The sequence below is a fragment of the Duganella flavida genome (genome assembly GCF_009857445.1).
Lineage (GTDB): Bacteria > Pseudomonadota > Gammaproteobacteria > Burkholderiales > Burkholderiaceae_D > Rugamonas > Rugamonas flavida.
The window spans coordinates 1-23,050 of sequence record NZ_WWCN01000032.1 but is presented as its reverse complement, the minus strand read 5'-3'; the positions used below and the strand labels follow the sequence as shown (position 1 = coordinate 23,050).

Sequence of the window (23,050 nt, the reverse complement as noted above, 5' to 3'; positions counted from 1 at the left end):
AAAGCTTGATGACCATAGTAAGTCGGTCCCACCCCTTCCCATCCCGAACAGGACCGTGAAACGACTCTACGCCGATGATAGTGCTGCAACCAGTGTGAAAGTAGGTTATCGTCAAGCTAGTTATTCCGCCAAAAAGGCCCGCTCTATGAGTGGGCCTTTTTGCATTGGGGCTTCAAGAGTCATACGCTTGTAATGCAATGTAGTTACGCTTGCTGGTTTTATAACTACAAGGGTAGGTATCAGCATGAAGAAGTTCTCCTTGATGTCGCTGGCAGTGTTTTCGGTTCTTGCCGCTTGTGGTGGCGATAACCAACCGGCCAAGACGCCGATCACTGGCGTGTTCCTCGATGGCGCGGTAGAAAACCTGGACTACGTGGCCGGCTCGGCCGCCAAGGCCAGTACCAACGCCAAGGGCGAATTCACTTGCTACGCCGGCGACACGGTCAGCTTCAGCATCGGCGGCATCGCACTGGGTAGCGCTGCTTGCGCTGCCACCATCACGCCGCTGCAACTGGCCGGTTCCACCGATGTGAAAGACGTCAAAGTGGTCAACCGCCTGCTGGCGCTGCAACTGCTGGACGAAGACAGCGATCCAGCCAACGGCATCAAGCTGACTGCCGATGTGAAAACCGCGTTGGCCACCAAGACCGCCGATTTCGGCGCCGCCGCCGATGCCTTCAACACTAGCCTGACTGCCAACCTGACCGCCGCCGGCGCCAAGTACGCCGCCCGCAGCGTGGACAACAGCCGCCGTGCGCTGGTGCGCGAGCACTTTGAAGATACCTTGGCGTCCAAGGTCGGCACGCCAGTCAACGAAACCTTCAGCCAGACCACGCCGCTGGGCGCAGTCTCGGTCACCGTGACGCGCTATCAAGTGCAAGCGGCCACCAGCTACTACATTCCATACGAAGGCACGAATGCCAAAGTGAAGGAAGATTTCCCGCTAGGCTTCCTGCCATCGTACGGTTCGTCGCTGGCGTTCAAGGGCACCAACGCCAACGGCGAACTGGAGTTCTACGGCCTGACCGACCGCGGCCCGAATGGCGACGGTCCCAACTTGCCTGCGCTGAGCGGCACTGGCGTGACCGGCGCCAAGATCTTCCCATCGCCGAGCTTTGCGCCGGCGTTTGGCGTGATCACGGTTGGTAAAACCGGCGCGGTGCTGACTTCGTCGACGCCGATCAAGGCCTCGGCCACGGTGAAAACCTCCGGACTCGCCATCCCGCCGGGCACGCTGGGCAATTCGGCTGAGCTGCCAGTGCTGGATGCGATGAAGTACGACGCCAGCAAAGCCACCTTCGACGCCAACGGCCTCGATACAGAGGCCATCGTCGTCGATAAGAAGCGCAACGTGCTGTGGGTGTCGGATGAGTACGGCCCGTTCATTGTGAAGATCGATCCGGCCACCGGTATCATCCTCAACAAGTATGCACCGGGCAGCGGCCTGCCGGACATCTTCGCCAAGCGCCGCGCCAACCGCGGCATGGAAGGCCTGGCGCTGGATACCACCACCGACAAGCTGCATGGCTTCCTGCAGAGCCCACTGACCGATGGCAGCGCAACCTATACGGTCACCGGCAAGAGCGAGTTGGTCGAGCGTTATGCGCGCTTCACCCGCTGGACCGAGTTCGATCCAAGCACCGGCAAGGCTGGCAAGATGTACGCGTACCCACTGGACGCCACCGAATACCAGGACGGCCGCACCGGCAACGCCAAGCTGGGCGATGTGGTGGCGCTGGGTAACGGCAAGTTCATCGTGATCGAACAAGGCGCTGCGCCTAGCGGCAAGGTGTTCAATAAGCTGATGCTGGTAGAGATAGCCTCGGCGACTGATATTTCGGCTGTGGCATTCAACGTCACCACGTCTGATCTGGAGAAGAGCAGCATGGGCGGCGTGGCCGTCAACGGCGCGGACTGGAAGGCAGTCACCACGCTGAAGAAAACCCTGTTGCTGGACTTGAACGCCATCGGCTGGCTGGCGGAGAAGGCGGAAGGCTTGACCATCGTCGATGGCAATACGCTGGCACTGGCCAATGACAACGACTTTGGCATGAAGACCAAGGTGTTCGACGCCAACGGCAAGTCGATCGATGATGCTGACGTCACCAAGTGCAATGTCGATGCGAGCGGCGTGATCATCACCAGCACGGCAGCTGGCTGCAATGCGGCCAACAGCATTCGTGTGGCGCGTGGTGCGGATCAAGAACGTCCAAGCCGCCTGTGGCTGATCAAGTTTGCCAAGGCGCTGACGTCGTTCTAACGCTGCGCCCCGGCGGAGCAGGCGCGGCTAGTGGGCTGCGTTCTGTTCCGCGATCAGTTTGGCAATCTGCGAATCAGTCTTCACCGGTTCAATCAGCAGCACTTGCTGACGGTTGATCAGCATGCGGTCCGGCGCATGCGCCTCGCCGCCGCGCTTGACCAGCACGCTGGTGACGGCGCGTGTTTCCGGATTCTGCCGGCCCTGGATGTAAAACACGTCGCGCAAGGTGACGTACTCGCGGTTGCTGTCTTCCAGCTGGCCAAAGAACATCTGGCCGTTCATCAGCGCCACTGCCTGGTAGGGCGTGCCGGTTTCCGGCTTGTTGCGGACAAAGGCCAGCGTGCACGCGGCGGCGGCAATGGCGACTGCACTCAGTGCCGTCACGGCGGCGGTGAACTTCTGCATGAAGACTCCCTCAAATGAAAAATGCCCGGCAGCTTATCAGTTCCAGCCGCGCCGGCACAGGCGCTGCTGTGTGGCCGCAACAGTGTCACTAGCGTGTCACAAGCTTGTCATGTCGGTATGAGATATTGAAAGTTTGCTTATAACTCTAACCGGACCTCACCATGCAGAAACCATCTTCCGCGATTCAATTCTTGCTGTTGGCTGCACTGCCATTCGGTGTCGCCACGGCGGCGGATTTCACCATCAGCGGCAGCAGCAGCACCGCGCAATCGCTGGCCAATAACCAGACCGGTTCGATCACCGCCAGCGGTGCGCTGAGCGTGAGCGGCAGCACGGTGGCGGTGACGGTCACCGGCAATAACGCCACGGTGAGCAATCTCGGCAGTATCAAGCAAACCGGTACCGGCCGCGGCATCCGCGACAACACCGGCGTTACCAACCTGGTCGTCAACAACGGCAGCGCCACCAACAGCACTGCGCTGATGCAGGCTGCGGACGCGGACGTGATCCAGATGGCCAAAGCCGGCGCCACTGTCACCCTGAACAACTACGGCGCGATGATTTCGCTGAATGCCAGCGTCGGCGGCGCACAGGCAGTGGATTTCAATGCCGTGACCGGCGCCAACGTCGTCAACAACTATGCCGGCGGCGTGCTGAAAGCGAACGACGCCGATTCCGTGCGTCCTGGCCTGAACGGCGTGGTGAACAACGCCGGCACCATCCAGTCGAAAATCGTCAACGGCAAGGTCGATGACGGCACCGATGGTGTGGATGCGCAAACCAACACCGGCGTGCAAATCTTCAACCTGGCCACCGGCCTGATCGAAGGCGCCCGCCACGGTATTACCGGCGGCCAGGTCGATGCGAGCTCCAGCTTCACCATGAAAGTGAACAACAGCGCCGGCGGTGTGATTCGCGGCCTGAACGGCTCCGGCCTCAATCTGGACGGTTTCAACGGCAAGCAGATTGTCACCGTCGTCAACAACGGCACCATTACCGGTCAGGGCGTCACTGGTGATGGCGATGGTGTGGATGTGGACGGCGTGGTCAACATCAGCAACACCGGCATCATCCGCTCGATCAACGCCTACAGCGCGCCGACCGCCGGCCTGGCCTACAGCGAAGGCATCAGCGTGGGCGGCGGCACCATCGTCAACTCGGGCACTATCGAAGGCCTGGTCAGTGCTGGCAATACCAACGCAGTGGGACGCGGCATTACGCTGGCCGGCAACGACATCACCAGCGGCGCGCTGAAAGGCCAGCGCGAGGGCTTGTATGCCAACGCCAACGTCACCAACCAGAGCGGCGGCGTGACCCGAGGCCAGAGCGATTCCGCCATCGTGGTATCGGGCGTGGCTAGCGGTAACACGGTGACCATCAACAACAACGCCGGCGCTTCCATTATTGGCGGCGGCGCCAGCAGCCCGGCCATCAAAGGTAACGCCGACAACACGGTAATCGTCACTGCCGGCGTCATCAACGGCGCCAGCAGCGGCAAGGCGATTGAGCTGGGTAGCGGCGTCAACAGCGTGACCATCACCGGCGGCACCATCAACGGCAGTATCAACGGCGGCGGCAGCCAGAGCACGCTGGTGGTCAACGGTCATTTTGCCTACGACGGCGCGATTTCCAACTTCAAGAAAGTGGACGTGCAGGGTGGTGACGTCACCTTCTCCGGTGTCAGCAGCTACACCGGCGCCACCCAGCTAAGCGGTGGCACGCTGACGCTGGACGGCGCGCAACGCTTGTCGGCCGATAGCGCGCTGATCCTCAACGGCGGCACGCTGCGCCTGACTAGCGCCGGCGCCGATGGCCAGGCCTTCGCCAGCCTGTCGTTGAGCAGCAACTCCTCGGTACTGCTGGGCGGCTCGTCGCTGACCTTCGGCGCCCTGGGCACGGTAGTGAACGGCGCCACCCTGAGCTTCACCGAGGCAGCCTCGGGCGCGTACGCTTTCCGTGTGCTGGGCAACTATTCGGGTAACGCCGACTTCCTGCAGCTGGTGGGCGCGACCCACATCAACGGCCAGAACGCGACCTATTCCTTCGACGGTACCTACACCCGCGTGGCCGCTGTGCCGGAGCCTGCCACCTACGCTATGTTGTTTGCCGGCCTCGCGCTGGTGGGTGTGATGGCCCGTCGCCGCAACAAGGTTTAGTCCACATCAAGGCGGGGCGGCTTCCGGGTTGTTACCTTCTCAGGAATGATTCTGAGAGGAAATCCCGATGGAATATGCGCAATTGAGACCTGGCCGCCGTTTCGCCCCGCTCCGCAGCCTGTTGTACTACAGCCAGCGCCTCGTGACTTATCCCACGCTGCGCCGGCTGGTGGTGCGCGCGCTCAGCACTGCGCTACGGCTGCGCCGAGGCGCGGGCAAGGAACTGCACGCCGCCACACCGTCCGAGAACGCGGCTTTGTCTGACCTGCGCCACAGCGGCTACGCGCCGCTTGGCAATCTACTCGATAGCGCGCAGTGCGATGCGATCCGCGAGTGGCTGAGCTCCAAATTATTGATCGACCGCGATAGTGAGCGCCCCGGCTTCACGCTGGTGCAGCGGCCAGAATCGGTGCGCGTGGCTGATTATCATTTGCGCGACGTGATCGCCTGTCCGCACATCCTTGAGCTGGCCAACAGTCCGGCGTTGCTCGGACTAGCCGCGCGCTACATGGCGTGCAAGCCGACCATTTCTGCGCTGGGTTTGCGCTGGTCGTTTCCGATGCCGGGTGACAGCAGCGTCCTGCAAGCCTTCCATCGCGACTCCGAAGATTGGCGCTACCTGAAAGTGCTGGTCTACCTGACCGACGTGGATGATAACGCGGGGCCGCACGTCTTTCTGCGCGGCAGTCACCTGACGCGGGCACCCGTACGCCTGCGCTTTTACAGCGACAGCGAAATTGTTAACGCACACGGGGACGACATGCTGCTCACCGCTCTCGGCACCAGCGGTTTTTGCTTCGCGGTCGATACGGCGGGTATCCACAAGGGCACGGCACCGACACAGCATCCGCGCCTGATGTTGCAGATCCAGTATTCGCTGCTACCCAGTTATGCCTATCAATACGCGCCGGAGCACTATCACGGGCCGCTGGTGCTGGACCCCTACATCAATCGCCTGATTCTTCGTCCGAGCGCTTTGCCTGGCTGATGGCTTCACCATCGGTTTTGCGCAAGGTCCAGAACATGGCGGAGGACAGCACCGTCAATATCGCCAGCGCAATGAAGGCATGATGCAGCGCCGATGTCAGCGCCACGCGGTTCGACTGCGGCAGGTCGCCGAGGAACCAGCCGGTGACCAGCGAACCGGCTGCCAAACCAAAACTCATCGACAGCTGCTGCATCGAGCTGGCCATCGTGCTGGCCATGCTGGAATTGGAGCTATCCACATCGGCGTAGGCGATGCTGTTCATGCTGGAGAACTGCAGTGAGTTAAAGAAGCCGAGGCACAGACTGATCGCCACGATCACATACAGCGGCGTCCCTTGCTGCACAAAGGTGAACATGCTGATGGTGACACCAATCAGCAGCGTATTCACGGTCAGCACTTGCCGGTAGCCGAAGCGGCCCAGTACTCGCACCGAAATCATCTTCATGCCCATCGCAGCGGCGGCGGACGGCATCATCAGCAAGCCCGATTGCCATGCCGGCAGGCCGAGGCCCAGCTGGTACAACAGCGGCAGCAGGAACGGCAGGCCGCCGACACCAATACGGGTAATGAAACCACCGAGCACCGACACGCGGAAAGTGCGTATCTTGAACAGCGCAAGCCGCAGCAGCGGGAACTCCGCATCCTTGGCGTGCCACACGTAAGCCGCCAGCAGCGCACAGGCGATGAACAGCAGCACCGAGGCCGAGGTCACATCCAGCTTATGTTCGCCGAAGACTTCCAGCAGCCATGACAGCAGCGCGATGCCGGTGCCGAACAATACTAGGCCGATGAAGTCCAGCGGCCGTGGTTCGTCGCCGTGATAGTCCGGCATGTAGCGGTGCGCGAGGAAGATCGCTACCAGTCCCACCGGCACATTGATGAAGAAGATATCGCGCCACGTCAGCCAGTGCACGATTAAGCCGCCAATGGTGGGGCCGAGCAGGGGCCCGATCAGCGCCGGGATGATGACAAAGTTCATGGCCGCCAGCAGTTCGTGCTTGGGGTAAGTGCGGATGATGGTCAGGCGCCCGACCGGCATCATCATCGCTGCGCCGAAGCCTTGCAGCAGCCGCGCCGCCACCAGCATCGGCGAGTTGACCGACAGGCCGCACAAGATTGAGGCGATGGTGAAAATGCTAATCGCGGTCATGAACACGCGGCGTGTGCCATAGCGGTCCGCCATCCAGCCGCTGATGGGAATCGATACCGCGAGACTGAGGATGTAACTGGTGACCACTGCCTTCAAGCTCAGTGGTGTTACTTGCAAACTGGCGGCCATCGCCGGGATGGCCGTGTTGACAACGGTGGAGTCCAACTGCTCCATGAAGAGCGTGGTGGCGACTACCCAAGGCAGGTAGCGTTTGGCGGCGGCAGCATTCATAAGGGTGATTGTCACACAAAATAAACACAACGGTCATAAGCGCGTCACGGATAGGGCGTAAGTTGCGGTCATTGCTATGGCCTGAGGGAGAGCAGCATGGAAGGACGCCGTACCTTTATCCGTCAAATGGCTGCGTCGACCGCGCTGCTAGGCGCAGGCGTAGGTCTCAGCGGCTGCACCAGTACTGCCGCCGGCATCGGCGACAACAGCGTGGCCGGCTTCCGTCACGGCGTCGCCAGCGGCGATCCTCTCAGCGACCGCGTGATCCTGTGGACCCGTGTGACGCCGGCGCGCGAGGGCGAGCTTGAAGTGCGCTGGCAGCTGGCCACCGATCCGGCCATGCAGCAGGTGATCGCGCACGGCAGCGTGGTCACATCGTCGCAGAAGGACTACACGGTCAAGGTGGATCCTGTCGGTCTGCTGCCGGGCCATGTGTACTACTACCAGTTTGCGGTCGATGCCGAGAAGTCGGTAGTCGGCCGCACCAAGACGCTGGCGCGCGGCGATGCGCGGCAAGTGCGGCTGGCGGTGTTCTCCTGCTCGAACTATCCGGCCGGGTACTTCAACGTCTATGCCGATGCAGCACGCCAGGATGATATCGACGCTGCGCTGCACATCGGCGACTACATCTACGAATACGAAAGTACCGGCTATGCCTGCGGCAATGCGGAAGCACTGGGCCGGGTGTCCGAGCCACGCGAGCTGCTGCTGCGCACCGACGATTACCGCCGCCGCTACGCGCAATACCGCTCCGATCCCGATTTGCAAGCCGTGCATGCGGCCATGCCCTTCATCGCCGTGTGGGACGACCACGAGTTTGCGGACGACACATGGCGCGACGGTTCGGTCGACCACAAGGCCAGCAAGTACGGGCCGTTTGAGCTGCGCAAACAGGCTGCGATGACGGCGTACCACGAGTGGATGCCGATCCGTCTGCCGGATGCTTCGGCACCGGACAAGATTTATCGCTCCTTCGATTTCGGCGGCATCGTCTCGCTGCACATGCTGGACACGCGCCTGATCGCGCGCGACCAGCAACTGATGATGTCTTCCTACTACGACGAGCACCGCCACTTCGACGTGGAGAAGTACAAGCAGGACGTATGCTCGCCGCGCCGCCAAATGATAGGCCGTGAACAGATGGCGTGGTTGGAAGGTCAGGTCAGCCGCTCCAACGCGCGCTGGCAGATGCTGGGCCAGCAGGTGCTAATGGCGCGTATGGAGTATCCGACTGCGGTGGTGATGGGCGAGTGCAATTGCACCGACTACTCGGCGCTAAAGAAGCGCGCATCGGCCGATCCTGCGTGCGTGACGCCGAAAGAGCAGCGCTGGCTGTCGGCGCAGACCTTGCCGTGCTACCTCGATTCGTGGGACGGCTACCAGGCCGACCGTGAGCAAGTGTTTGAGATGATGCAGAAGCACCGCAAGAACCTGGTGGTACTGGCCGGCGATACGCACAACGCGTGGGCCAGCGACCTGCACGACGCGCAGGGCAAGCAGGTAGGCGTGGAGTTTGCCACAGCGTCGGTATCGTCGCCGGGCATGGAAGGCGCGTACCCGGACCGCGATCCGGAAGACGTGGCGAATATGATGGTGGACTTGATCGAACCTCTGTACTACGCGCAGACCAGCAAGCGTGGATACATGATCGTCACCGCCAGCCATGAGCAGGTGCGCTGCGACTGGCGTTTTGTCGATACGGTGTTCAAGCACGAATTCACGGCGGCGACTGACCGCAGCCTGCGCGTGCTGCCGGGACCGGGCAACCGCCGCATCGAGGAATGCTCGGCTTAAACGGCGTTGTCCCAGCGGTTCTCGAACAGGATCTCGCTGAGCGGGCGGCGCTGGTCCCACTTTTCCAGTTCCAGCATGGGCGCGGTGTAGAACTCGTGGACATGGCCCACGCACAGCACGGCGATAGGCTGACTGCCTTCCGGCATGCCGACGATGTCGCGTAGCTGCTGCGGATCAAACATCGACACCCAACCTGCGCCGATGCCTTCCGCGCGTGCGGCCAGCCAGAAGTTTTGCAGCGCGCAGGCGGCGGAGGCCAGGTCCATCTCCGGCATGGTGCGGCGGCCGAAGACGTATTGATCACGCTTGTCGATCAGGCCAACCACCAGCACCTCCGCGCATTCCAGGATGCCTTCCACCTTGAGCTGCATGAATTCCTCCGCACGTTTGCCCAGCGCTTCGGCGGTTTTGATGCGTTCCTCGTTCACGTGCTGGTGGATGCGGGCACGCAGCGCGTCGTCCGTGATGCGTACGAAGCGCCACGGCTGCATGTAGCCGACGCTGGGGCCATTGTGGGCCGCGCCGAGAAAGCGCTCCAACTGCCCTGGTTCCAGCGGGCCGCGTTTGAAGTGGCGTATATCGCGGCGTTCGCGGATGGCGCGGTAGACGCCTGCAATTTCGGCATCGGGGTAGGCGTGCGGATTCATGTCAGTTTGATTTCAGTGCGACGAGGGCGTCGAGTAGCGGCTGCGTGGCGTCGGCGATGCGATCAAGGCTGGCCTCACGCAGGGCCGAAGTGTCCACGGTATTGTGCGAGTCCAGTCCGGCCCAGCACAGCAGGGCGCTGATGGCTTGCGGCGTGTCGAACAGGCCATGCAGATAGGTGCCGAGGATCTGGCCATCCGCAGACAGCGCGCCTTCCGGACGGCCATCAATGGTGAAGGCCGGCGTGGCTAGGGCGCTGCCAGTGGAAACACCCATGTGGATTTCGTAGCCGCTGACCGGCGCTTGCGCGCCGTCGAAAGCGCACACGCCTTGTACTTGCGACAGCCGTTTGTCAGGACGCATTTCGGTAACCATATCGAGCAGGCCGAGAGCCGGCGATGCGCCGGCCTTGCCTTCCATGCCCAGCGGATCGGTTACCTCGCGTCCAAGCATCTGGAAACCGCCGCAGATGCCGATCACTTTGCCGCCGTAGCGCAGGTGGCGTTCAATCTTCTCCGGCCAGCCGTAAGTGCGTAGCCAATCGAGATCGCCGCGCGTGTTCTTGCTGCCGGGGAGGATGATCAGGTCCGCCGCCGGTATCGGTTCGCCTTGGCGCACGAATTGCAAATCAACGTCGGGATGGGCGCGCAGTGCGTCGAAGTCGGTGTGATTGCTCATGCGCGGCAGGCTGGGGACCACCACGCGGAACGCGCCGCGCGAGGCTTGCACCGGCTGCACCGCGTCTTCCGCGTCGAGGAACAGGCCATGCAGATAGGGTAGGACGGCCAGCACCGGCTTGCCGGTTTGCTGCTCCAGCCATTCCAGCCCCGGTTCCAGCAGCTTGATATCGCCGCGGAAGCGGTTGATGACGAAGCCGATGGTGCGATTGCGTTCGCTCTCCGACAAACAAGCCAGCGTGCCGACGATGTGCGCGAATACACCGCCACGGTCGATGTCCGCCACCAGCACCACCGGGCAATCCACCTTTTCGGCGAAGCCCATGTTGGCGATGTCGCGGTCGCGCAGGTTGATTTCGGCTGGGCTTCCGGCGCCTTCCACCACTACGCATTCGTACTGCAGCAGCAGGCGCTCATGCGATTCGAGCACGGCTTGCATGGCGACGGTTTTGTACTGGTGATAGTCGCGCGCGTTCATTTCGGCGCGGACCTGGCCGTGAATGATGACTTGCGCACCGATGTCGCTCGATGGCTTGAGCAGGATCGGGTTCATGTCGGTGTGCGGCGGCAGGCCGGCGGCGATGGCTTGTAGCGCTTGCGCGCGGCCGATCTCTCCGCCGTCGGCGGTCACCGCGCTGTTGAGGGCCATGTTCTGCGGCTTGAACGGAACCACGCGCACGCCCTGCCTTTTGAGCAGGCGGCACAAGGCGGCGACGACGGTGCTTTTACCGGCGTCCGAGGTGGTGCCTTGCACCATCAGGGTGGAGTAGGGGAAGGACATCTCAGTTCCGGTTAATTTCGGTGTTGGCGGGCTTCTTCGATTTTTTCGCACAGGGCTTTGGTGCCGGCCACCATGCGCGGGCCGGCGCGGTTCAGCAGTTCGCCATCAAGGCGGAACAGGTTGTTGTTCTTCACTGCCAGTATGGTCGGATACGGCTTCCACAGGTTGATGCTGCCGTAGTCTTTTTCGCTGGTGCCGAAGATGGCTTCCGGATTTTCCTGCAACACGGCTTCCACGCTGACCACCGGCGCCGTCACTTTCAGCTCGCCGAAAACATTCACGCCGCCGCACAGGTTAATCGCATCGCTGACGATGGACTTGTTACTCAGGGTGTAGAGCGGCTTGTCCCACACCTGGTAGAACAGGCGTACCGGCGGGCGCTTTGCATATTGGCGGGTCATGGCGGCGAACTGCTGGCGGATGTCCTCCGCAGCGGCGTTGGCCACGGTTTCAGTGCCCATCAACTGGCCGAGGCGGACCACGTTGTCGGCGATGCCTTCCAGTTTGGTCGGCTCGCTGTGGAACAGCGGGATGCCGAGTTTGCGCAGGCCTTCGATCTGGCGCTCGAAACCGCCGTGCATCCAGATCACGATCAGGTCCGGCTTCATGGCTGCCACGCGTTCCAGGTCAATCAGGCGGTTGTCGCCAACGCGTGGGATTTTCTTGGCCGCTTCCGGATAGTCGCTGTAGGTGACGGCGCCGACGATCTTGTCGCCCGCGCCGGCAGTGAACAGCAGCTCGGTCACATGCGGCGCCATGGCGATCACGCGCTGGGCGGGCTTTTGCAGTGTGACGACATTGCCGTCGTCATCGCGAACGGTGATCGGTGCGGCGCTGGCGACGGCTGAAGTAAAGAGGGCTGCTGCGAAAATCAATTTTTTCATCGTCTGGTCCATTCAGTAAGTGCTGCTTGCAGGCGCTGCCAGCCCGCTTCGTCCGGCGGCAGTCCAAGGCGGATGCCGCGCGCCGCTTGCGTAAATAGTCGTACCCACACACCGCTTTCCGCCATGTGCTGCCAGAACGCCTCCGGCTGCGCTTCTGCCCACCATTGGAACAGCGGAGTGCCGTTGGACTGGATGCCATGCGCGGCCAGCAGCGCGCGCAAACGTTCGCCGCTGGCTTGCAACTGCTCGCGCGTTTGCGCCTGCCATGCGCTATCGGTCAGCGCGGCCTGCGCAATCTGCTGCGCCGGACCGCTGATGGTCCAAGGGCCAAGCAGGTCGGCCAGGTCGCGCAACAAATCTGCATGCGCAGCGACGAAGCCAAGCCGGATGCCGGCCAGTCCGAAAAATTTTCCAACCGAGCGCAGTACGATCAAACCGGGACGCGCCGTGTGCGCCGCCACGCTATTGTGCTGCGTCGTATCGCCAAACGCCTCGTCGACCACCAGCCAGCCGCCGCGCGCCGCCAACTGGTCGGCCCACTGCAGCAGCTGCGCTGCCGGTATCGTCGCACCGGTGGGATTGTTTGGATTGACCACCACCACCACATCGCTTTGCGCAACGGCGACGTCCAGTGCATCGTAAGGCGTGAGCGTCAGCGTGTGGCCATGGCCAGCCCAGTGGTGCGCGTGTTCCGCATACGACGGTGCGCTGACGGCTACACGTGATGGCTTGCGCAGGCGAGGCAAGGCTTGGATCGCTGCTTGCGTACCGGCCACCGGCAGCATGCGCGGTGCGCCATAAAAAGCTTCCGCCGCAGCGGTTAACGCAGGATCGGGCTCCGGCAGCCGATGCCACGCATTGCCTTCCAGCGCCGGCGCTGGATACCAGCGCGGATTGATGCCGGTCGACAGATCGAGCCAGTCGTCGCGGCCAAAACGCTTCGCGGCGTCGCGCAGGTTGCCACCATGTTCAAGCATGGGTGATCTCCGTCAGTGTCCTCAGCGCCATCAGCGCTGCAGCGGCGCCTGCAACAGCAAGCCACAGCGCCGTCGTGCGGACGACGAGTTGCCACGCGCGCTGGATGTCCGCTCCGGTGGCAGGCGGGCCGTCGCCCAACACCGGACGGTATTCAACCTCGCCATGATAAATTGCAGCGCCGCCCAGTTGCACGCCCAGCGCGCCGGCACCGCTGGACATCACCGGACCGGCATTCGGGCTATCCCACGCCGGCGCTTGCGTGCGCCAGCATTGCCATGCGCGGCGCTTGCCTTGCAGGCCAGGCGCCAGCAGCACGTAAGACAGTGCAGTCAATCGCGCTGGAATGTAATTCAGCGCGTCGTCGATGCGGGCCGCAGCGCAGCCGAATTGCAGCAGTCGCGGCGTGCGATAGCCCCACATGGCATCCAGCGTGTTCGCCATGCGGAACAGCACCGCGCCCGGACCGCCGGCGATCATGAACCAGAACAGCGTGCCGAACACCGCGTCGTTGCCATTTTCTAGCAGCGATTCCGCGCTGGCCTTGGTCAGTTCAATTTCGCTGGCGCTGGTGGTATCGCGGCTGACAATATAAGAAGTCAGGCGGCGTGCATTGGGCAGATCGTTCTGCGCCAGCGCATTGGCGATCGGCAGGTTGTGTTCACGCAGGCTGCGCAAACCGAGACAGAAGTACAGCATCAGCGTATGTGTCACGGCCTGCGCGGCGGGCAGCGCCAACGCCCAAATCAGCAGTGCAGCCAAGGCTGTCAAAGGCAGCACGGCTAGTACCCACGCCAGCACACCGCGCGCAAAACGCAAGCCGCCTTGATTCAGGCGATGCTCCAGCGCGATAGCCAGATTGCCGAAGCCGACCAGCGGATGCCAGCGCCGCACCTCGCCCCACCATAAATCCAGCAGCACACCGGCTGCCATCAACAGCGCGATGGCGGGAAAGCTTAGTCCACCCAGCACGGCTATCCTTTTAACACCAGCGGCAGGCCGGCGGCGACAAACACCGCGCGGTCGCAGATGGCGGCTACGGATTGGTTCAAGCGGCCCTGTTCATCCATGAAGCAGCGCGAGATGGCGCCCATCGGCATGATGCCGAGGCCTACTTCGTTCGATACCAGCACCACGTCGCTGGCGCACTTGGTCAGCGCGCTGGCCAGCATGTCGTGCTGTTCGTGGAATAGCGCTGGCAGCGTGATCTCGCCCACTTCCGGATATTCCTGCCCACCGCTGAACAGCAGGTTACTGAGCCAGAGCGTCAGGCAATCCACCAGGATCAGGCGATCCGGCGAGGACCAGCGCAGCAGCTGGTTACCCAGTGCCAGCGGCTCTTCCACCGTGATCCACTCGTGCGGACGGCTGGCGCGGTGATGCGCAATGCGCGCTGCCATTTCTTCATCGCCGGGCGTAGCGGTGGCGATATAGACCACTTCCTTGCCCGAATCTGCGGCCAGGCGTTCAGCGTAGGCGCTTTTGCCGGAGCGGGCGCCGCCCAAGACCAGTGTACGTGTCATGTCACACTCCTTAAGAACAAGGCGGCGCTGGCCGCCGGATTGGATGCAAAGTATGCGTGAAAATACGAAGCTGTCAGCGATCCCACGCGGTACACAGCTTCACCTTGTATAGCGGAGGGATGCTTGATAGTGTAAGCGGCCGGTGGTACGCCGGTCGCCAGTTTGGAGTAGTGGAAGGTGTGGCCGCGCAGGACGCCCTGCGGCGTCTCCAACCCTTGCGAGCCAAGGCCCGCAAGGCGTGGCTGCATCGCCACAGCACCGGGCAGCAGGCCTGCCATATTCCAGACCGCGCCGGATTTGTCTGCCAGTGTATCGGCCAGCGCCATCATGCCGCCACATTCGGCGAAGATCGGGGTGCCCGCCGCATGGACGGTGCGGATGGACGCTGTCCATTGCGCGGCCTGCGACAGCTGTTCCGCATGCAGCTCGGGATAACCGCCGGGCAGGTAGACGGCATCGGCTTCTACCGGTACTGCTTCATCAGCCAGCGGCGAGAAAAACTTCAGCGTCGCGCCCATTGCACGCAGCGTGTCCAGATTGGCAGGGTAGAGGAACATGAAGGCAGCATCGCGCGCGACGGCAATGGTCGTCCCTGCCAGCAGTGGCTCTTTCTGCGGCGTTGGTGCTGGTCCGATCTGCACCGGCGGCAAGCTGTCCCACGCGGCCTGATCGAACACCAGCTGGTCGGCCAGTTCGTCCAGCAGTTGGTCGATATCCAGCACTTCATCCGGCAGCACCAGGCCAAGATGGCGTTCCGGCAGCGACCTTGCCTGCTTGGGCAAAGTCGCAAACAGCGGAATGTCGCGCAGCGAGGCGGCCACCATCTTGGCGTGGCCTTCGCTGGCGATGCGATTGGCGATCACGCCGGCGATGTCCACCGGACCGTAGTCGCGCAGGCCGTGCACCAGCGCACCGGCGGTTTGCGCCATCGCGCCGGCGTCGATCACCGCCATCACTGGCACGCCGAATTCGCGGGACAAATCGGCGGAGGAGGGCGTGCCGTCGTACAGGCCCATGACGCCTTCAATCAGGATCACGTCCGCTTCAGCGGCGGCTTGCGCCAGCTGGCGGCTGCATAGTTCTTTACCGACCATCCACAGATCGAGCGACTGCACCGGCGCGCCGCTGGCGCGCTCCAGGAGCATCGGATCGATGAAGTCCGGACCGCACTTGAACACGCGCACACGATGGCCCATACGAACCAGCTTGCGCGCCAGCGCGGCGGTGACGGTGGTCTTGCCCTGTCCCGAGGAGACGGCGGCGACCAGCAGTGCCTTTACCATTCAGTGCCCGCCTGTGCGCCGATGCCGGCCTTGAAGGCGTGCTTGACGACTTCCATTTCCGTTACCGTGTCGGCGATTTCGATCAGCTCCGGCGGCGCGCCGCGGCCAGTAATGGCAACGTGCTGCATTGGCGGACGTGCCAGCAAGTCGTTGATGACGGTGTCCACGTCGAGGTATTTGTATTTGAGGGCGATATTCAGTTCATCGAAAATCACCAGGCCGACTTCGGGATCGGCGAGGAACTTCTTCGCCTGCTCCCACGCCACCTGCGCCTTGGCGATATCGCGCTCGCGGTTCTGCGTCTCCCACGTGTAGCCTTCACCCATGGCGTGGAAGCTGATCTCCTCGGGGAAGCGGCGCAGGAAGCGTTCCTCGCCGGTTTGCAGCGCGCCCTTGATGAACTGCACCACGCCCACCTTCATGCCATGCCCCATCGCGCGGATCGCCATGCCGAAAGCACTGGAACTCTTGCCCTTGCCGTTGCCGGTGTTGACGATGATGATGCCGATTTGCTTGTCGGCCGCCTCGATCTTGGCGTCGATGATGGCCTTCTTGCGCTCCATGCGTACGCGGTGACGTTCGTTGATATCGTCGATCATTGTGTGTCCTCGTTGGGGATAAAGATGCTGCGTTTGCCATGCTTGATCACTTCGATCGGATGGCCGAGATATTCGCTGAGGATATCGGCCCGCATGACGTCCGCCGTGGTTCCGGCCAGCCAGCGGCCATCGCCTTTCAACAGCAGCGCGTGGCTGGAAACGCTGTGTGCCAGCGTCAGGTCGTGGCCGATCATGACGGCGGTCTTGCCTTGTTCGCGGCACAGGCGTGCGACGATGCCCATCACGCTGACCTGGTGCGCCAGGTCCAGCGCATTGGCCGGTTCGTCCAGCAGCAGCAGTGGCGTGTCCTGCGCCAGCATGGCGGCAATCGCCACGCGCTGACGCTCGCCGCCGGACAGGGTGCGCACATCGCGCGCTGCCAGGTCGGCCACTTCCATCGCTTCCAGTGACTTGATGGCGATGGCGTGATCGTCGCTGTCTTCCCAGTAGCGGTTATCGTGGTATGGATGGCGCGCCGACAGCACGGTTTCGATCACGCTGTAGGCGAAAGCGTCGCTGCGGCTTTGCGCGAGGAAGGCGCGCTGGCGCGCCAGTTCGGCCAGCGGCCATTCGGACAGTGGACGGTTGTCCAGCGCGACATGACCGGCGTCCGGCGCGCGCAGTCCGGCCAGTGCGCGCAGCAGGGTGCTTTTGCCTGCGCCATTGCGGCCGATGACGCTCCAGCATTCGCCTTGGCGTACTTGCCATTCGAGATCTGATACCAGCTGGCGCTGGCCGGCGCTGAGATAAAGTTTATGAGTGCTTATCATCATATGCGTCATATGCGTCATTTACGCAGCCGGTGTAGTTGATACAGGAAGACCGGTGCGCCGATTAACGCCGTCACTACGCCCACCGGCAGCTGTTGCGGCGCGATGGCGGTGCGGGCCAGCGTGTCCGCTAGCAGCAGGAAGGTACCGCCGGCCAGCGTCGCTGCCGGAATCAAAATACGATGGTCTGGACCGACCGCGAAGCGGCAGGCGTGTGGCACGATCAGGCCGACGAAGCCGATGCTGCCGGCGCTGGTGACGGCGCTTGCGGTCAGCAGGCCGGAAACAAAGAACAAACCTTTGCGTAGCGCTCCCACGCGAATGCCCAGCGTGGCGGCGGCTTCCGCATGCAGCGCCATTACGTTCATTGAACGCGCATTGCGCAGCGCGAATGCCAGCGCTGTGATCAAAACAATCCAGGGCAGCCAGCGCATCTGAGTGCCGGACAAATCACCGATCATCCAGAACACCATGCTACGTAAGCGGCTTTCTGGCGCGATGGACAGCATCAGCGTCACCAGCGCCATGCAGGCGGAAGACAGGATAGCGCCGGTCAGCAGTAATAGTGCGGTGCCGCCTTCAGCCGCCGTGCCGCCGCGCAGGTCGCGCCGGGCCAGCACATACAGCATCATGGAGACGGCGACCGCGCCGCCAAAGGCAGCAGCGTCCACCATCCAGGCGGCGCACATGAATAGCAGCGCAGCCAAGGCGCCGACCGAGGCGCCGGCCGACAGACCAAGTACATAAGGATCGGCCAGTGGATTGCGCAACAGCGCCTGCATCATCACGCCGGCCAGCGACAGCGCCGCACCAGTGACGAAAGCGGAGACCGCGCGGCTCACGCGCAGGTCGAGCAGGGTGGCTGCCAGCGTCGAATTCTGGCCATGCAGCAGCTCATTCAGCGCTGCAGGAATATCGGAAAGGGGAATCGAGACCGAACCGGTCATGCCCGAAAAAATCAGGCTGGCAAACGCGAATAGCAGCAGTCCCGCGAGGGTGATGGTGGCGCGCTGTCGCAGATTGCGGGAGAAAGAATGCATGCACTGCTTTCAAAAAAACTGCCGGGGAAGGAAATCCATCCCCGGCAGGTTACACCATTATTTGTAGCCGTAACGGAGTCCGGCAAATACCTTGGAACCCGGGGTTGCGTAGTTGCGCGCCAGGTCGTACTGCTTGTCGCCGATGTTGTTCCAGCGGACTAGCGCCGACCAGTCACTCGTGATGGTGTAGGTCGCGTACAAGTTCACCAGGCCATAGCCGCCGAGGCGATTCTTGTTGGCGGCGTCGTCGAAGCGGTCACCCGAAAACTCCAGCTCAACGCCGGTCTTCAGCTTGCCGATGTTGTAGTCAGCCGTGACGTTGCCGTGTTTTTTCGAACGGCGCTGCAGGCGCTTGCCGGTGGTTTCGTCCTTCGGATCCTGCAGGTCGAGGTTCGCAGCCAGGTTGACGCCCGCCAGCTTGGTCGCACCGGCGATGGTCACGCCTTCCAGTTGCGCCTTGCTGACATTGTAGGCGCAGCCGAACGCATAGTTAGCCACGCCGTATGGGCAAGGCGTGGTGTTGACCAGCAGGTCGGTCAGCTTGTTGCGGAAGTAGCTGGCGCTCAGCGCGTTCACACCGTCATCCCAGCGCAGGCCGATCTCCGCGTTCTTGCCTTGTTCCGGCTTGTTGGCTGGATTGCCGTAGCTTGGGTAGTACAACTCGTTGTAGGTCGGCGCGCGGAAGCTGGTGCCGTAGCTGGCGGTGGCGCGCAGCTGCGAGGTGATGTCGTAGCCGTAGCCCAGCGAGCCAGTGTTCTTCGAACCATACACCGAGTTGTCGCGGCGGACGGCTGCGTTCAGCAGGTTGGCGCCGCGGCGAGCGTTGTACGACACGGCCCACGAGTTGGTGGTGCGGTCGCGGTTCAGTGCATTGGCGCCGTTAGTCGACACTTCTTCCTTACGGTGATCGAACAGCACTTGCAGCATGTCTTCGCCAACGCGTACATCGTTCTGCACGGTGATGTCGGTTTGCTTGGTGTCGATGCGCGAGTAGCCGGATGCGGCAGCGCTGCCCCAGTTCTGGCCTTTGTCGCGGCTTTCCGAGTACTGCACCAGCGTATCGACGTTAGGCGCAAATTTGGCCTTGCCGTAGACGGCGGCGGTATCCAGTGCGGCCTTGCTGCGCACGTCGTAGGACGAGGAGCCGTTGTCGTACTGCGATTCCAGTTTGCTGTGCAAGAACAGCGCACCGGCTTCGTAGCCAGGCGCGATCTGCAGGCCGAATTGGCCGGAGACGTTTTCGCGGTCGTAGCCATCGCGGTCCGCGTTGTACGAGCTGCTGCCTGGACGGGTGGCCGAGAAACCGTCGGATTTTTCTTTACCTGCGCTGATCGCGTAGCTGAAGCTATGCTCACCGCCAGTCGCGCCGGACAGGGTGGCGTCGGCTTCGCGGGTCTTGTCGCTGCCGTAGCCAGCGAAGGCCGACACGCTAGGCGCGCCTTTGCCTTTCTTGGTGAAGATCTGGATCACGCCGCCGATGGCGTCGGCGCCATACAGGGAACTCAGTGGGCCGTAGACGATTTCGATATGATCGATGGCAGTCAGCGGGATGGCGCTCCAGTTGGCGGCGCCGGTGGTCGAGGAGCCGATACGCACGCCGTCTACCAGCACGATGTTCTGGTTGCTGTTGGCGCCGCGAATGAAGACGCTGGACGAGGTACCGGCGCCGCCGTTGCGGGCGATCTCGATGCCGCGCTGGCGCTGCAGCAGGTCGACGATAGAACCGGCGCCCGATTCGGAAATCTGCTCGGCGCTGATGGTGATGGTGTCGCTAATGACGTTGGCCAGCGGCTGTGGGGTGCGGGTGGCGGTAACAACGACGGTGTCGGCAGGTTCGGCGTGCGCATAGCAGGCAGCCATTGCCAACGCCAGCGACGTCAGCGTCGCAGGACGGGAGATACGAAAGGTCATGATAATTTTTCTGTTAGTAGCAACCGGCCGACGTCCCCGTAAGCCAATCGCGAACAGAAGCGAAGTGCGATTCGCTTCCACCTGGTCTGGCCGGTATCCGGGCTAACAAGTCGGACCGCCTTACCTTCCCATGCCGAGGCACAGTGGTTATGAGAGGCGGTTTGTCGCGTACAGCAGCGACACTTGTTTACCGTTGCGGGGGCAGCACACGTTGGCTATTTACAGAGCTTCGTGTTTCCCGTTTAACTGCGCATCTGGACAGACGCGCGAGCACCAAAACCCATCCATTATACGGGTTTAAAGCGTCAAAGTGGAGCCGTAGGGGATTTGATGGGCGGTTTGCGCCGCTTGCAGGGCCATTTCCGCAGGCGCCAGTCCGGCGTGGCGGGCGGCCAGCAGGCGTATGGTTCCGGCGTGGCAGATGATGATGGCGTCGCCGTTTAGCTCACTGTAAAAGGCGGCGATACGTTCGGCCATTTGCAGCACGCTTTCGCCGCCACCGGGGTGGTAGTGGACTGTGTCGGCGGCCCACGCGTCGATGTCGGCGCGCGGGATGGCGTCCCACGGCTGCATCTCCCAATCGCCAAAGTGCATCTCGGCGAGGCGGGCGTCGTAGATGATGTTGTCGCCCAGGCGTGCGGCCAGTTCGGCGCAGCGCCTCAGTGGGCTGGAGTAGATCGACAGGCCTGCGGGCAGCTTCAATGCGGCCAGCGTTTGCTCCAGTTGCCCCGGTGCGATGGCCAGGTTGGTGCTGCCATAGCAAACGCCCGGTGTGACCAGCGGCTGCGGATGGCGGACCAGTAGCAGCTTCATTGCGGTAGGCAGGCCAGCGCGCATAGGTAGATCGTCACTTCGGCGACCTGCTGCACCGCGCCGAGGCAATCGCCGGTATAGCCGCCTATGCGGCGCACGAATTTGCGCGCAAGCCAAAACGTGGCGATGGCGGCGGCGACTACGCTACTTGCGAGTGCCGTCGCCGGCAGCCAGTGCAGTGCGATCACCGCCACTGCGGGCAGCATGGCGGTAAGCGCGGCAATCATGAATTCAGCGCTGCTCATTTTCTGTGCAAGCGGTTTAGCTTTACCTTCAGCGCGTGCATAATCGAGACGCCAGATCAGCGAAGTCGCCATCAGGCGCGAAAGTGGATGTGCTACCAGCAGCGCGCCGACGGCGGCCAGCGTTGGCATCATCGCCAGCGTCACCAGCTTCAAGGCCAGCATGCAGATGGTGCCGATCGCGCCGTATGCGCCGATGCGCGAATCCTTCATGATCTCCAGTACGCGCTCCGGCGTCATGCCGCCGCCGAAGCCGTCGCACATATCGGCAAAGCCGTCTTCATGAAACGCGCCGGTGATATAGATACCGATCGCAGTGGAGATAATCACGGCGACCGGCGCAGGCAGGAACCACGCGGCGACGAGGTAGGCCGCGCTGGTGATCAGTGCCACCACTACGCCGACCAGCGGGAAATAGCGCGAGGCCTGGTTCAGCCACGCTGGATCAAAGCCCACCCAGCCCGGAATAGGCAGGCGGGTGAAGAACTGCAGCGCGGTGAAGAACAGGCGGAGTTGATGCATCGCTTATTCCGACTTTTCGCTGACCTGTGCCGACTCGAAGGTCGCCATCTGGTTCAGGAAGTTGACGGCGGCGTGCAGCAGCGGCAGCGCCAGCGCGCAGCCAGTGCCTTCACCGAGGCGCAGGCCGAGATTCAGCAGCGGCTTGGCGCCCAGTGCGGACAGCATTTGCTGGTGGCCGTTCTCATTGGAGCAGTGGGCGAATATGCAGTAGTCGAGAATCGCAGGCTGGATGCGCGCGGCGACCAGCAGTGCGCTGTTGACGATAAAGCCATCGATCAGCAGCACTTTGCGTAGTTCGGCCGCTTTCAGCATGGCGCCGGCCATCATGGCGATCTCCAGTCCGCCAAAGGTGGCCAGCACGTCGAGCGGCTCGGTGGCGCGTGCATGCTTGGCGACGGCCGCCTCAATCACGCGCTGCTTGTGCAGGATGCCTTCCGCCGACAAGCCGGTGCCAGCGCCCACGCATTGCGCTACCGGGATGCCGGTCAACTTGTGCATCAGCGCAGCGGCGGCAGTGGTATTCCCAATGCCCATTTCGCCGAAGCCGATCACGTTACCCTCTAACTCAGCGGCCAGTGCTGCGCCGGCGGCCAGGGCGCTGTCGCACAGGTCGCGGCTCATGGCCGGTTCTTGCGCGAAGTTGCGGGTGCCGTGGGCCAGTTTGCGGTCAGTCAGGCCGTCGCGCGGGCCGAAGTCGTGATTAACGCCAGCGTCGATCACGCGCAGCGCGCAGTTGTTCTGTGCGGCGAAGACATTAATAGCCGCGCCGCCGGCCAGGAAGTTCTCCACCATTTGCCAGGTCACGTCCTGCGGATAGGCGGAAATGCCTTCGGCAACCACGCCATGATCGGCAGCGAACACTAATATGGCCGGCTGTTTGATGGCGATATCGCGCGTGTTTTGTATCAGGCCGATTTGTCTGGCCAGCACTTCCAGTACGCCCAAGCTACCCAGCGGCTTGGTCTTGTTATTAATAGCGCGGTCGAGTTGGACGGCCAGCGCTTCGTTATAAGTAGGGGAAATGGACATGGGGCAGCTTATGAATCGAAAGATTTATTATTTTACCTCTTGCCAAAGCCGCGAGTGGCTTGCTATAGTTCTGTCCCTCGCAAGACAACGCAGACGCTGCAAAGCGAAAACGAAGAAAAACGAGGGGTTGACGAGATAAACGAAACACTTCATAATCTCGCTTCTTCGCTGATGAACAAAACGCTTCTTCAGCCAGCAACACAAGATCTTTAAAAAATTACAGTCGATAAATGTGGGCGTTTGACGCTGCAACAAAAAGCATTAAATGCTCAACAAAGAAATATTCAGTAGAAATACTGTCAGTATTTTTGAGAAGAGCGAACCAGTGACCAGCAGTGGTCACAAACAGAGATTAAACTAAAGAGTTTGATC

Annotated in this window: 20 protein-coding genes, 1 rRNA gene and 1 riboswitch; of the genes, 5 read left to right on the top strand and 16 right to left on the bottom strand. The window is 62.2% G+C overall.

Annotation, left to right across the window (positions count from 1 at the left end; genetic code table 11):
- The first annotated feature begins 4 nt into the window (after nt 1-4).
- Nucleotides 5-117: ribosomal RNA gene (gene rrf / locus GTP46_RS28570) — 5S ribosomal RNA — on the top strand.
- A 127-nt stretch (nt 118-244) separates the two neighbouring features.
- Nucleotides 245-2,260, top strand: coding sequence for an esterase-like activity of phytase family protein (locus GTP46_RS28565; protein ID WP_161010028.1), 2,016 nt, complete (start codon nt 245-247; stop codon nt 2,258-2,260).
- A 27-nt stretch (nt 2,261-2,287) separates the two neighbouring features.
- Here the strand turns inward: GTP46_RS28565 and GTP46_RS28560 are convergent, their stop codons facing one another.
- Nucleotides 2,288-2,665 (bottom strand): hypothetical protein, encoded by a 378-nt coding sequence (locus GTP46_RS28560; RefSeq protein ID WP_161010027.1) that lies wholly within the window; start codon nt 2,663-2,665, stop codon nt 2,288-2,290.
- A gap of 161 nt (nt 2,666-2,826) precedes the next feature.
- Here GTP46_RS28560 and GTP46_RS28555 point away from each other — a divergent pair, with 161 nt between their 5' ends.
- Together GTP46_RS28555 and GTP46_RS28550 are read left to right on the top strand one after the other, a co-directional pair.
- Nucleotides 2,827-4,821, top strand: coding sequence for a beta strand repeat-containing protein (locus GTP46_RS28555; protein WP_161010026.1), 1,995 nt, complete (start codon nt 2,827-2,829; stop codon nt 4,819-4,821).
- An 82-nt stretch (nt 4,822-4,903) separates the two neighbouring features.
- Nucleotides 4,904-5,809: a phytanoyl-CoA dioxygenase family protein gene (locus GTP46_RS28550; RefSeq protein WP_161010025.1), complete on the top strand. Its 906-nt coding sequence runs from the start codon at nt 4,904-4,906 to the stop codon at nt 5,807-5,809.
- Here the strand turns inward: GTP46_RS28550 and GTP46_RS28545 are convergent.
- Nucleotides 5,769-7,190: a DHA2 family efflux MFS transporter permease subunit gene (locus GTP46_RS28545; protein ID WP_161010030.1), complete on the bottom strand. Its 1,422-nt coding sequence runs from the start codon at nt 7,188-7,190 to the stop codon at nt 5,769-5,771. The genes GTP46_RS28550 and GTP46_RS28545 overlap by 41 nt on opposite strands.
- Before the next feature lie 96 nt (nt 7,191-7,286).
- Here GTP46_RS28545 and GTP46_RS28540 point away from each other — a divergent pair, with 96 nt between their 5' ends.
- Nucleotides 7,287-8,984, top strand: coding sequence for an alkaline phosphatase D family protein (locus tag GTP46_RS28540; protein WP_161010024.1), 1,698 nt, complete (start codon nt 7,287-7,289; stop codon nt 8,982-8,984).
- On the opposite strand, the gene bluB is transcribed toward GTP46_RS28540, so the two are convergent.
- The 14 genes from bluB to cobT form a co-directional block, all read right to left on the bottom strand.
- On the bottom strand, nt 8,981-9,631 hold the full coding sequence (gene bluB / locus GTP46_RS28535; RefSeq protein ID WP_161010023.1) for a 5,6-dimethylbenzimidazole synthase: 651 nt from the start codon (nt 9,629-9,631) through the stop codon (nt 8,981-8,983). The two genes, GTP46_RS28540 and bluB, sit on opposite strands and share 4 nt — an antisense overlap.
- A gap of 1 nt (nt 9,632) precedes the next feature.
- Nucleotides 9,633-11,087 (bottom strand): cobyric acid synthase, encoded by a 1,455-nt coding sequence (locus GTP46_RS28530; RefSeq protein WP_161010022.1) that lies wholly within the window; start codon nt 11,085-11,087, stop codon nt 9,633-9,635.
- A gap of 11 nt (nt 11,088-11,098) precedes the next feature.
- Nucleotides 11,099-11,971, bottom strand: coding sequence for a cobalamin-binding protein (locus GTP46_RS28525; protein ID WP_161010021.1), 873 nt, complete (start codon nt 11,969-11,971; stop codon nt 11,099-11,101).
- Nucleotides 11,968-12,948: a threonine-phosphate decarboxylase CobD gene (gene cobD / locus GTP46_RS28520; RefSeq protein WP_161010020.1), complete on the bottom strand. Its 981-nt coding sequence runs from the start codon at nt 12,946-12,948 to the stop codon at nt 11,968-11,970. Before cobD ends, GTP46_RS28525 begins: the two co-directional genes overlap by 4 nt.
- Nucleotides 12,941-13,918: an adenosylcobinamide-phosphate synthase CbiB gene (gene cbiB / locus GTP46_RS28515; protein WP_161010019.1), complete on the bottom strand. Its 978-nt coding sequence runs from the start codon at nt 13,916-13,918 to the stop codon at nt 12,941-12,943. The genes cobD and cbiB overlap by 8 nt, the downstream gene beginning before the upstream one ends.
- A 2-nt stretch (nt 13,919-13,920) precedes the next feature.
- Nucleotides 13,921-14,469 carry a bifunctional adenosylcobinamide kinase/adenosylcobinamide-phosphate guanylyltransferase gene (cobU, locus tag GTP46_RS28510; protein ID WP_161010018.1) on the bottom strand — a complete coding sequence of 183 codons (549 nt, stop codon included), beginning with the start codon at nt 14,467-14,469 and terminating at the stop codon, nt 13,921-13,923.
- A complete protein-coding gene (locus GTP46_RS28505) occupies nt 14,466-15,752 on the bottom strand; it encodes a cobyrinic acid a,c-diamide synthase CobB (RefSeq protein ID WP_161010017.1) in 1,287 nt (428 codons plus the stop codon). Before GTP46_RS28505 ends, cobU begins: the two co-directional genes overlap by 4 nt.
- Nucleotides 15,746-16,351 carry a cob(I)yrinic acid a,c-diamide adenosyltransferase gene (gene cobO, locus GTP46_RS28500; protein ID WP_161010016.1) on the bottom strand — a complete coding sequence of 202 codons (606 nt, stop codon included), beginning with the start codon at nt 16,349-16,351 and terminating at the stop codon, nt 15,746-15,748. The genes GTP46_RS28505 and cobO overlap by 7 nt, the downstream gene beginning before the upstream one ends.
- Nucleotides 16,348-17,121 (bottom strand): ABC transporter ATP-binding protein, encoded by a 774-nt coding sequence (locus GTP46_RS28495; protein WP_161010029.1) that lies wholly within the window; start codon nt 17,119-17,121, stop codon nt 16,348-16,350. Before GTP46_RS28495 ends, cobO begins: the two co-directional genes overlap by 4 nt.
- A gap of 17 nt (nt 17,122-17,138) precedes the next feature.
- Entirely contained in the window at nt 17,139-18,161 is a 1,023-nt protein-coding gene (locus GTP46_RS28490) for a FecCD family ABC transporter permease (RefSeq protein WP_161010015.1), read from the bottom strand.
- Between the two features lie 57 nt (nt 18,162-18,218).
- Entirely contained in the window at nt 18,219-20,072 is a 1,854-nt protein-coding gene (locus GTP46_RS28485; RefSeq protein WP_161010014.1) for a TonB-dependent receptor domain-containing protein, read from the bottom strand.
- A 71-nt stretch (nt 20,073-20,143) separates the two neighbouring features.
- Nucleotides 20,144-20,365: riboswitch (cobalamin riboswitch) on the bottom strand.
- A gap of 4 nt (nt 20,366-20,369) precedes the next feature.
- The gene (locus tag GTP46_RS28480) at nt 20,370-20,885 is read right to left on the bottom strand and encodes a histidine phosphatase family protein (RefSeq protein ID WP_161010013.1); all 516 of its coding nucleotides are present in this window, start codon (nt 20,883-20,885) and stop codon (nt 20,370-20,372) included.
- Nucleotides 20,882-21,649 carry an adenosylcobinamide-GDP ribazoletransferase gene (locus tag GTP46_RS28475; protein WP_161010012.1) on the bottom strand — a complete coding sequence of 256 codons (768 nt, stop codon included), beginning with the start codon at nt 21,647-21,649 and terminating at the stop codon, nt 20,882-20,884. Before GTP46_RS28475 ends, GTP46_RS28480 begins: the two co-directional genes overlap by 4 nt.
- Before the next feature lie 3 nt (nt 21,650-21,652).
- Nucleotides 21,653-22,678 carry a nicotinate-nucleotide--dimethylbenzimidazole phosphoribosyltransferase gene (gene cobT, locus GTP46_RS28470; RefSeq protein WP_161010011.1) on the bottom strand — a complete coding sequence of 342 codons (1,026 nt, stop codon included), beginning with the start codon at nt 22,676-22,678 and terminating at the stop codon, nt 21,653-21,655.
- Between the last annotated feature and the right edge of the window lie 372 nt (nt 22,679-23,050).

Coding starts and splice junctions, on each gene's coding strand:
- GTP46_RS28565 (WP_161010028.1), top strand. CDS start 245: ATGAAGAAGTTCTCCTTGATGTCGCTGGCAGTGTTTTCGGTTCTTGCC.
- GTP46_RS28560 (WP_161010027.1), bottom strand. CDS start 2,665: ATGCAGAAGTTCACCGCCGCCGTGACGGCACTGAGTGCAGTCGCCATT.
- GTP46_RS28555 (WP_161010026.1), top strand. CDS start 2,827: ATGCAGAAACCATCTTCCGCGATTCAATTCTTGCTGTTGGCTGCACTG.
- GTP46_RS28545 (WP_161010030.1), bottom strand. CDS start 7,190: ATGAATGCTGCCGCCGCCAAACGCTACCTGCCTTGGGTAGTCGCCACC.
- GTP46_RS28540 (WP_161010024.1), top strand. CDS start 7,287: ATGGAAGGACGCCGTACCTTTATCCGTCAAATGGCTGCGTCGACCGCG.
- bluB (WP_161010023.1), bottom strand. CDS start 9,631: ATGAATCCGCACGCCTACCCCGATGCCGAAATTGCAGGCGTCTACCGC.
- GTP46_RS28530 (WP_161010022.1), bottom strand. CDS start 11,087: ATGTCCTTCCCCTACTCCACCCTGATGGTGCAAGGCACCACCTCGGAC.
- GTP46_RS28525 (WP_161010021.1), bottom strand. CDS start 11,971: ATGAAAAAATTGATTTTCGCAGCAGCCCTCTTTACTTCAGCCGTCGCC.
- cobD (WP_161010020.1), bottom strand. CDS start 12,948: ATGCTTGAACATGGTGGCAACCTGCGCGACGCCGCGAAGCGTTTTGGC.
- cobU (WP_161010018.1), bottom strand. CDS start 14,469: ATGACACGTACACTGGTCTTGGGCGGCGCCCGCTCCGGCAAAAGCGCC.
- GTP46_RS28505 (WP_161010017.1), bottom strand. CDS start 15,752: ATGGTAAAGGCACTGCTGGTCGCCGCCGTCTCCTCGGGACAGGGCAAG.
- cobO (WP_161010016.1), bottom strand. CDS start 16,351: ATGATCGACGATATCAACGAACGTCACCGCGTACGCATGGAGCGCAAG.
- GTP46_RS28495 (WP_161010029.1), bottom strand. CDS start 17,121: ATGATAAGCACTCATAAACTTTATCTCAGCGCCGGCCAGCGCCAGCTG.
- GTP46_RS28490 (WP_161010015.1), bottom strand. CDS start 18,161: ATGCATTCTTTCTCCCGCAATCTGCGACAGCGCGCCACCATCACCCTC.
- GTP46_RS28485 (WP_161010014.1), bottom strand. CDS start 20,072: ATGACCTTTCGTATCTCCCGTCCTGCGACGCTGACGTCGCTGGCGTTG.
- GTP46_RS28480 (WP_161010013.1), bottom strand. CDS start 20,885: ATGAAGCTGCTACTGGTCCGCCATCCGCAGCCGCTGGTCACACCGGGC.
- GTP46_RS28475 (WP_161010012.1), bottom strand. CDS start 21,649: ATGCATCAACTCCGCCTGTTCTTCACCGCGCTGCAGTTCTTCACCCGC.
- cobT (WP_161010011.1), bottom strand. CDS start 22,678: ATGTCCATTTCCCCTACTTATAACGAAGCGCTGGCCGTCCAACTCGAC.